Here is a 5,921-nt window from a genome sequence, read left to right on the forward strand (position 1 = left end):
TCCTCCGGCGGGGAGTGTAAGGCGAACGCGGACACCGGCCGGCGTTCTTAAGAATTCAGTCGCGCCATGCCGTTCCGGGCTCGAGCACGAAGATCTTCGTCGCCAGCCGGCGTTCCTCGACCTCGGCGCGGAACGCTTCCGCCGTTCCGGTCAACGCCGGGAAGGTGCCGTAATGCATCGGGATCGCCGCCGCGACGCGGAGCAGCTCGCAGGCTTTCGCCGCGCTCGCGGGGCCCATCGTGTAGAAGTCCCCGATCGGGAGGAGCGCGACGTCCGGACTGAGCATCTCGGCGATGAGCGCCATGTCGGAAAAGACCGCTGTGTCGCCGGCGTGGTAGATGCGGAATCCGTCGACCTCGACGACGTATCCGCACGGATCCGACGGCGGGTTCTGGTCGCCGCGCGACGTTCCCGAGGAATGCACCGCCTGCGTCATGTGGATCGTGAAGTCGCCGATCGTCTGGCTGCCTCCCTTGTTCATCCCCGAAACCTTCTCGTACCCCTTCTCCCCGAGCCAGAGCGCGAGCTCGAACACGGCGCAGACGGTCGCGCCGGTGCGCCGCGCGAGATCGAGGCCGCTCCCGCCGAAGTGATCGAAGTGCCCGTGGGTCGCCGCGATCACGTCCACGCGCGACAGGTCGAAGCCCTTCGGGAACTTCGGATTCGGCTCGATGAACGGATCGATCACGAGCCGCTGTCCCGATTTCGACTCGATCGAGAACATCGCGTGCCCGAGCCACGTCAGCTTTCCCGCGAAATGGGTCATCGAGGCCTCCTTGCCGCTCGGCGCGGCGTCTGGTTCGGGCCGCTCCCCCGCGGCCGCGTCACACCTTCTTCGTGTAGCGGAGAGTCTCGGGCGCGAACCCGAGCCGCTCGTAGAGCCTCCTCGCCCGGGCGTTGCGTTCGAAGACGTTCAACGTCAGGCGGAGGTGCCCCCGCCGCCGGGCCCACTCCTCGGCCGCCGCGACGAGAGCCCTCCCGACGCCGAGGCCTTCGGACCCTCCCGCGACCGCCAGGATTCCCAGATGGGCGTGCTCGCGCCGGTCGAAATAGTCCCGCCCCGTTTCGAGGAGCGCGAATCCCGCCGACTCCCCGGCCGCCTCCGCGACGAGCAGCTCCGACCCGGGCGGCGGCTGCCGGAAAAAGCTCTCCAGCGTGCGCACCTCTCCGCCGACGATCTCGGCGGCGCCGCGCCACGCCGGAAGGTCGAAATCCGCGAGGCGGCGCGCCGTCGTCAACACGAAGTCGCGGTCGCCGCGACGCGCGCGGCGCACCGTGACCGGACCGGAGTCGGGGCCGGACCGGCCGGCGGGTTCCATGCGCGAATTCTACGGCGAGCGCCGTGGAGCGCTCGCCGAGCTCACGGTCCCGGGGCCGGCACGCCCGGCGTTCCCCCCGGAGGTGCGAAGAGCGCTTTCACGGACGGCCGCTCCAGGACGACGAACGAGAGGACGCCGAGCACCGTCCCCCAGGGAATGCCGAGCGTCGTGAGCGCGGCGGCGACGAGGCAGAACGTGTGCATCCGCCGCTGCCCGATCGCCCGTGCGGCGGAGAGCTTCAGGACCGCGTTCCCGGCGAGGAAAACGAACAGGGAAAGTCCGACGGCGACGAAGATCCACCCGAACAGGCGCGGGTCGAGATCGGCGCCCGCGGGAAAAGGGCGGGACATCCCGCGAACGAATGCGAGGCCGACCGCGACGTAGAAGAGCGGAAGCGCCGCGAAGATGGCGCTCATCGCACCCGAGAGGAGATAGCCGACGCGGAGGAGCCGCAGGTGCTCCTCGTCGAGGATCTTCTGGACTTCCGGATCGCTCAAGAGCGGCCCGATTATACGGGCCGCTGGCACCGTGATTGCGTCCTCGGCCGGGGAAAGGAGGTTCACCATGCCCCGGGGAGACAAGAGCGTTTACACGGAGAAGGAAAAGCGGCAGGCCGAGCACATCGAGGAAGGGTACGAGTCGCGCGGCGTTCCGGAAAAGGAAGCCGAGCATCGGGCCTGGGCCACCGTCAACGCGGTTCACGGCGGGGGCGAGAAGCCGGGGGGCGGCGGCTACGGAAAGCCCGAGAATCACGAGCCGATGCGCAAGGGTGGACGCGAGGGCGGGCGCCGATGACGACGGAGCGCCAGAAGAGCGCCGCGCGCCGGAACGTCAGGAAGGCGGCGGCAGCGGCCCGGCGCAAGAAGACGATCGCGCATCTTCCCGCGAAGACGCGGACCGCCCTCGGAAAGAAAGGGGCGAGCCGCGCCCGCGCGAAGAAGAAGTAGTCCTTCGGAAGCGCGCTAGCGCGACGGCGGATAGGCGGCGAACATCCGGGCGACCGTGTCCCGCGTCACCTGTTCCTTTTCTTCGGGCGACGCCATGAGATCGAGCACCCGGCGGGCCGTGCCGCGCCAGACGAGCTCGTTCCGTCCGGCGTCGACCAGATCGACGACGAGCGTTCCGATCGGAATTTCTTCGCGAGCCGTCTGGACGCCCGTCTGCCAGCGTCCGGGACCGTACCCGTAGCCGGTCGTCTCGTACTCCACCTGCTTGGTCAGGCGCGCGTGCATCGACACGAGAAGATCGGGATGGTCGCTCTTCGCCAGCCCCTTGGCGGCGAGCTGCGCGTCGATCGCCGACGTGAGACGTTTCTCGACGATGGCGTTGCCGATCGGCTCCTCGCCCGGAATCCAGCCGTACGTCCGGTATCGCGAAAAATCGGTCGATCGGTCGTAGTCGGCTGAAGTCGTCACCGATGCGCAGCCGCCCAGAGCGATGACGACCGCGCCGAGGAGTACCGCGAGGGGTCGGAACTTCATGGAGGGCCTCCTTCCGTCGTCCGGACGAGAGAAATACGCAGAATCCGCCGGGAAGGTTACCGCGGTCTTCCCGCGGTCCTCAGAAATCGAGCAGAAAGGGCGCCGCGAGGAGCGCGCCGCCGATCAGACACAGCCAGAGCGTGCCGGTCACCAGGTACGGATAGATGCAGAGCGCGATGCCGGAAAGCATCGCCGCGAAGCGGCCCTCGCGTTTCCCGTAGACGAAATATCCGACCCCGATCGCGCCCGCGACGAGACCGATGAAGAGCTGGGACGGGGAAGGCACGGCCCCTCAGCTTACTCCCATGGGGGCGGTCTCTCCGCCCGGCGAGCCGGGCGACCCCGTCGCTCGGGGCCATCAGCCGGTCTCGTATTTCCAGTTCCGTGACTTGCCCTGCTCGATCCAGCCGATCGCCGTCTCGAGTCGGCGGCGCCGCGTCTCGTCCCTCTTCGCTTCGTTCAGCCACTCGATGTAATCCCGCCTCTTCGCAGGACTGAACGCTTCGAACGAGGCGCGCGCCCGCGCGTTCTTCTTCAGCGCGCTGCGGAAGTCCGCCGGCATCGCCGGCGCCTCCTTCCGGCGCGCCGGGCGCGCGGCGGCGGATATCGTCTTCCGATCGACGGCCGCCGCCTTCCGGAGCAGCACGACGATCTCGTCGTCGGACGGAAGATCGGCGAGCGACCCGATGCGGCCGAACTGCCCCATGGCTTCCTGCCCTTTCGAGCGTCCGCCGAGCACGCGCGCGGCTTTCCAGAGCCCGAACGCGCAGTGGCCCTTGAAGGCGGCCATGTGACAGAGGATCGCGCCGTCGGAGAGGAAGAACGGCATTCCCCACTTGATCGTCTCTTCGGCGGCCGGGCAGGCGCGATGGACGAGAGAGCGAAGGCGGACCAGGATCGGACGGGCGAATTCCGCCGATCGAGCGATGTAGGCGTCCACGCGGGGGTCCTTCGATGCCATGGCGCTTCCTTTCGCCTCGCGATTCTAGCGCGGCGGAATCGACGTCCCGGGGCACTCGTCTTGCTTGCAGAGAGCCGCGAAAGGAGGAGCGATGCCCGAGAAGAAGACGCTCGAAAGGGCGCGACGGGACGAGAGAGAAGGAAAGGCGCCGAGCACGCAGGCGGGGGAATTCGTGCGCGAGGAAATGGAGCACGTCCGCGAGGGCCGGCACGGCGCGCGGTCGACGAAGCAGGCGATCGCGATCGGGCTCTCGAAGGCCCGGCGTTCCGGAGTCGATCTCCCCCCGCCGAAGAAGGGAAAGGCCTCGGAGCGGACCCGCCGCCGGGCCGCCCGCGACGAGCGGAAGGGGAAATCGCCCTCCCGCAAGGCGTCGGTCCGCCGCTCCCGGGCCGTCTCCCGCGCATTGCGCCGCGAGGGGCGAGGAGCGGCGTCGAAGAAGGCGCTCTCCCGGCAGGCGAAGAGTGCGGCGCGGGGCCGTTCCGCCGCGTCGCGTTCGCGCACCGCGAAGAAAGCCGCGGCGACCCGCAAGCGAAAATAGCCGCGCCTCGGCGTCGCGAAAACGGGAAAGTTCGACCTCCTGGGGGTTCTTGCCGGATTTCCACCTCTGTGCTAGTTTCCCGCCAAATCGGGAACCCTGAACGCATCTGGAGGAGCAACATGAGGAAGGGACTCTCGCGAAGCCTCGTCTACTCTCTGCTGATCGCCGCCGCCGCCCCGCTTTCCGCGGGTCTCTTCGCTCCCCCGGGCGTCCAGCCGGCGTACCTCGGGAGCCTTCCCCAGAATCCGCCGATGCCCGATGCCGGCGTCTCCGGATCCTTCAACAGCAACGTCGATCCGTATCCGGATCTGGCGGTCGTCAACTACGGCAACAGCCTGCTCCTGATCTATACGGCCAACCCGATCGGCACCCTCTCGCTCACCCACACCTACGGCATCTTCAATCTCGACACGCCGAAGGCGATCGCCGCCGGGGACGTGAACGGCGACGGCAAGCTCGACCTCGTCGTCGGCGACGTCGGGGGGCTCTCGATCCTGCTCGGCGACGGCAACGGCAACTTCGCGGCGGCGTCCCCCCAGCGGCCGGCGGGGCTCGCGCCCGCATGGATCGACGGCGTCACGAAGATCTTCCTCAAGGACCTGAACCACGACGGCCGGCTCGACATCGTCGCCGTCAAGGACGATCCCGGCGGTTTCTTCGAGAACGGCGAGCTCCACCTCGTCGTGCTCCTCGGAACCGGCGGCGGCCAATTCGGGCCTCCGGACGACTACGACCTGGACGCCGAGTTCACGATCGGCAGCACCATGTTCGCGCTCGACGACTTCGACGGAGACGGGCAGCCGGACGTCATGTTCGACGATTCGACATCGATCAAGTTCATGAAGGGCCATTCGAACGGAAAATTCGACGACCCGGCGGTCGCGCGAGATCTGCTGAACAGCGGGTTGCTCGCCGCGCGGACCGCCGAGGCCCGCGACATGGACGGAGACGGCAAGATCGATTTCGTGGCGGCCAGCTCGGACGCGCTCTTCTGGTGCAGGGGGAACGGCAACGGGACGCTGCAGGCGCCGATCAAGATCTCCGACCTCTCGGCCGACTTCAGCGACCCGTACCACATGCTCCTGATCGACGTCGACAAGGACGGCCGGCCGGACATCGTCGTCGCGGGCGCTGTCTGGCTCCAGGGCTCGAATCACGTCTTCACGTACGCCGAGTCGGTCGGGAGCTCCTTCAACATCAACCCGCTCGCGTCGGCCGATCTGAACGAGGACACGCGACCCGACCTCGTGATGCAGGGTCCCGACCCCAACACGATCGCGGTCTACCTCTCGACCAGCGGCCCGGCGACCCACGTCCAGGTCACCGGGGGGAACAACCAGAGCACGACGATCAACACCGCCTTCCCCCAGACGCTCTCCCTGAAGGTGCTCGATGCGAACAACGTCGGGGTGAAGAACCTCCAGGTCACGTTCTCCCCGCCCGGCGGGTTCGGTGCCGGCGCGAACGTGAACCCCGGCATCACCTTCACGGACCCGACGGGAGTCGCGACCGACACCGCGACCGCCAACGGCACGATCGGCTGCTACACCGTCAACGCGACCGTCCAGGGGTTCGCCGATCCGATCCCGTACGACCTCTGCAATCTCGCTCCGGACCACATG

9 protein-coding genes and 1 pseudogene are annotated in these 5,921 nt (G+C 68.1%); 4 read left to right on the forward strand and 6 right to left on the reverse strand.

All coding sequences use genetic code 11. From position 1 onward, the window contains the following. Window positions 1-55 precede the first annotated feature (55 nt). From VFS34_08345 to VFS34_08355, 3 genes are read right to left on the reverse strand one after another with little or no spacing between them, the layout of a single operon-like run. Window positions 56-766, reverse strand: a complete 711-nt coding sequence (locus VFS34_08345) for a metal-dependent hydrolase (GenBank protein HET9794459.1) — start codon at window positions 764-766, stop codon at window positions 56-58. Between the two features lie 58 nt (window positions 767-824). Further along, a complete protein-coding gene (locus VFS34_08350) occupies window positions 825-1,319 on the reverse strand; it encodes a GNAT family N-acetyltransferase (protein HET9794460.1) in 495 nt (164 codons plus the stop codon). 41 nt (window positions 1,320-1,360) lie between these two features. Further along, the gene (locus tag VFS34_08355) at window positions 1,361-1,816 is read right to left on the reverse strand and encodes a hypothetical protein (protein HET9794461.1); all 456 of its coding nucleotides are present in this window, start codon (window positions 1,814-1,816) and stop codon (window positions 1,361-1,363) included. Window positions 1,817-1,883: 67 nt separating this feature from the next. Here VFS34_08355 and VFS34_08360 point away from each other — a divergent pair. Together VFS34_08360 and VFS34_08365 are read left to right on the forward strand one after the other, a co-directional pair. Further along, a pseudogene (locus tag VFS34_08360) lies at window positions 1,884-2,105 on the forward strand (plasmid stabilization protein). Window positions 2,106-2,110: 5 nt separating this feature from the next. Continuing rightward, entirely contained in the window at window positions 2,111-2,266 is a 156-nt protein-coding gene (locus VFS34_08365) for a hypothetical protein (GenBank protein HET9794462.1), read from the forward strand. 15 nt (window positions 2,267-2,281) lie between these two features. On the opposite strand, the gene VFS34_08370 is transcribed toward VFS34_08365, so the two are convergent. The 3 genes from VFS34_08370 to VFS34_08380 all read right to left on the reverse strand — a co-directional run bounded on the left by VFS34_08370 (window position 2,282) and on the right by VFS34_08380 (window position 3,761). After that, window positions 2,282-2,800 (reverse strand): DUF4136 domain-containing protein, encoded by a 519-nt coding sequence (locus VFS34_08370; protein HET9794463.1) that lies wholly within the window; start codon window positions 2,798-2,800, stop codon window positions 2,282-2,284. Window positions 2,801-2,879: 79 nt separating this feature from the next. After that, window positions 2,880-3,086 carry a hypothetical protein gene (locus tag VFS34_08375; GenBank protein ID HET9794464.1) on the reverse strand — a complete coding sequence of 69 codons (207 nt, stop codon included), beginning with the start codon at window positions 3,084-3,086 and terminating at the stop codon, window positions 2,880-2,882. A gap of 72 nt (window positions 3,087-3,158) precedes the next feature. After that, window positions 3,159-3,761, reverse strand: coding sequence for a YdeI/OmpD-associated family protein (locus tag VFS34_08380; GenBank protein ID HET9794465.1), 603 nt, complete (start codon window positions 3,759-3,761; stop codon window positions 3,159-3,161). Window positions 3,762-3,852: 91 nt separating this feature from the next. On the opposite strand from VFS34_08380, the gene VFS34_08385 reads away from it, so the two are divergent. Beyond that, on the forward strand, window positions 3,853-4,299 hold the full coding sequence (locus VFS34_08385) for a DUF6496 domain-containing protein (GenBank protein HET9794466.1): 447 nt from the start codon (window positions 3,853-3,855) through the stop codon (window positions 4,297-4,299). A 119-nt stretch (window positions 4,300-4,418) separates the two neighbouring features. Further along, window positions 4,419-5,921 (forward strand): FG-GAP-like repeat-containing protein (locus tag VFS34_08390; GenBank protein HET9794467.1); only part of this gene is annotated, 1,503 nt, incomplete at its 3' end.

The organism is Thermoanaerobaculia bacterium, assembly GCA_035717485.1.
Classification (GTDB): Bacteria; Acidobacteriota; Thermoanaerobaculia; order UBA5066; family DATFVB01; genus DATFVB01.

Excerpts from the sequence above, each read along its gene's own strand:
- VFS34_08350 (HET9794460.1), bottom strand. The coding sequence starts at position 1,319 with ATGGAACCCGCCGGCCGGTCCGGCCCCGACTCCGGTCCGGTCACGGTG.
- VFS34_08380 (HET9794465.1), bottom strand. The coding sequence starts at position 3,761 with ATGGCATCGAAGGACCCCCGCGTGGACGCCTACATCGCTCGATCGGCG.
- VFS34_08370 (HET9794463.1), bottom strand. The coding sequence starts at position 2,800 with ATGAAGTTCCGACCCCTCGCGGTACTCCTCGGCGCGGTCGTCATCGCT.
- VFS34_08385 (HET9794466.1), top strand. The coding sequence starts at position 3,853 with ATGCCCGAGAAGAAGACGCTCGAAAGGGCGCGACGGGACGAGAGAGAA.
- VFS34_08345 (HET9794459.1), bottom strand. The coding sequence starts at position 766 with ATGACCCATTTCGCGGGAAAGCTGACGTGGCTCGGGCACGCGATGTTC.
- VFS34_08365 (HET9794462.1), top strand. The coding sequence starts at position 2,111 with ATGACGACGGAGCGCCAGAAGAGCGCCGCGCGCCGGAACGTCAGGAAG.